Here is a 1496-nt window from a genome sequence, read left to right as displayed (position 1 = left end):
ACGCAACATCGAGACGACTTCCGGAAAATATCTGCCCAGCGGCTTGCCGGATTTTGCTCGCAACTCCACCGTATCTCTGGCTTTGAAGGCCAGGCAACGGAACCCATCCCACTTAGGTTCGTACTGCCATTGGTTAGCGCTATCAGGCAGTTTGTCTGCAGCCTTTGCCTCCATTGGTTTCGTGTCCAATGGGACGGCAAATGACGGTTTTTCCCCTTCAGATGTCATGCGGCGAGCTTTGCAGAACCCAGCCGTTTGATGGCGCTGCTGATCGACCTTTCGCCATCGTCGTAGTCGGCCCAGGCGACGGTCTTGTTCAACAGGCTCGGAACGGTTCGGACCGTGTATTTTTTTGGGTCGAGATCCGCCTTCACCTGGCCCCATGTCAGCGGCATGGAGACCGTCGCTCCTTCCCTAGCACGCGGTGACAGCGGAGCGACGGCCGTCGCCATGCGATCATTGCGGAGGTAATCGAGAAAGATCCGAGACGTCCGCAGCTTCTTGGCCATGTTGATGAGGTAGAGGTCCGGCCGGTCCGCCGCCATTTGCATGCACACCGCCTTCGCGAAGGCCTTGGCCTCTGGCCAGGTCGTTTTGTTGCGCTGGGCGGCCAATGGGGTGACTACGTGCAGGCCCTTGCCGCCCGTCGTCTTGCAAAAGCTCACCAATCCCAGATCTTCAAGACGATCGCGCATTTCCTTCGCTGCGGCTACTACCTCGGCAAAGGAGACTTCGGGACCAGGGTCTAGGTCGAAGACAAGTCGCCCGGGTTTCTCGGGATTGCCCGGCTGGCAATTCCAGGGATGCAATTCCAGGCCGCCAATTTGGGCGATCGCAGCCAGGCCTTCAACGCGGTCGATCTGCAGATACGGCTTGTGGTCGCCGAAGACTTTTACCAGTTCCAGCAGATTGGATGTGCCTGGCATTGCGTGGCGCTGGAAGAACTGCTCGCCGGCGTAGCCATTAGGGGCTCGGACAAGCGAACAGGGGCGACCCTTGAGATGTTTGATCATCCAGGGGCCAATGGCCTCAAAGTACTCTGCAAGATCGAGCTTGGTGACCGGCTGACCACCGTCGCCGGCATTCGGCCACAGCGGCTTGTCAGGCTTGGAGATGATGACGCCCAGGACGACCGGGCTTTTCGCACTCCGGGCAGTTGCCTTGCCGGGTTCGGCAATCTGCGTCTCTTGAGGATCGGCGGGTCGCTCGGCCTCAACCTCTTTCGCGGGCTTGTCTTCGCGCAAGCCCTTGAAGGCGGCCTGCCTGACATTGCCGCCGCCCGTCCAGCCGGCGAATTCGATTTCCGCAACCAGTTCGGGCTTTGTCCAAAAGACGGTTGCATCTTTTTTTGGCGCGCCATCGCCAGTGAAAGGCGACTTGACCGCCTGCATCTCCTTGAGCCTTGGCAGCAGTTGCTTGACCTTTGCCTCGCTGTATCCGGTTCCAACACGGCCGATGTAAGCGAAATGCTCGCCCCGATTGACGCCGACCAGCAG

1 protein-coding gene is annotated in these 1496 nt (G+C 59.4%); it reads right to left on the bottom strand.

What is annotated here, in order from left to right; all coding sequences use genetic code 11:
* Positions 1-224: 224 nt before the first annotated feature.
* The coding region (ligD, locus tag ACXJ7R_RS32360) for a DNA ligase D (RefSeq protein ID WP_457155353.1) at positions 225-1496 on the bottom strand (1272 nt) is incomplete at its 5' end.

Source organism: Mesorhizobium sp. P5_C1, from assembly GCF_054049815.1.
Note: the sequence above shows the minus strand (reverse complement) of the source record. Positions and strands in the feature narration are given on the sequence as shown.